Origin of the sequence: Bacillus sp. SIMBA_008, from assembly GCF_046535495.1 — a bacterium.
GTDB classification, from domain to species: Bacteria; Bacillota; Bacilli; order Bacillales; family Bacillaceae; genus Bacillus; species Bacillus subtilis.
The window spans coordinates 1-287 of the sequence record NZ_JAWRWL010000279.1; the positions used below are offsets into that span (position 1 = coordinate 1).

General features: G+C 71.8%; 1 protein-coding gene. It reads left to right on the forward strand.

What is annotated here, in order from left to right; genetic code table 11:
- On the forward strand, nt 1-287 hold a 287-nt coding region (locus SB658_RS23200), incomplete at both ends, for a UPF0758 domain-containing protein (protein ID WP_410602622.1).

Sequence of the window (287 nt, forward strand, 5' to 3'; positions counted from 1 at the left end):
GTGGGCGATCAGCCCGCGCATCTTAGCCATATGCGCATTGCAGACTGGCCCCTCTCCGAACGCCCGCGTGAAAAGCTGCTCGACCATGGCCCGGGCAAGCTGTCGGACGCTGAATTGCTGGCCATCTTCGTCGGCTCCGGCGCCCGCGGCTCCGACGCGGTGACCGCCTCGCGCGCCCTGCTGGACGAGCATGGCTCGCTGCGCGACCTGCTCGACCGCGAACCCGGCGACCTGGCCCGCCTGCGCGGGGTCGGCCCGGTACGGGCGTGCAAGCTGTCGGCGGCGCT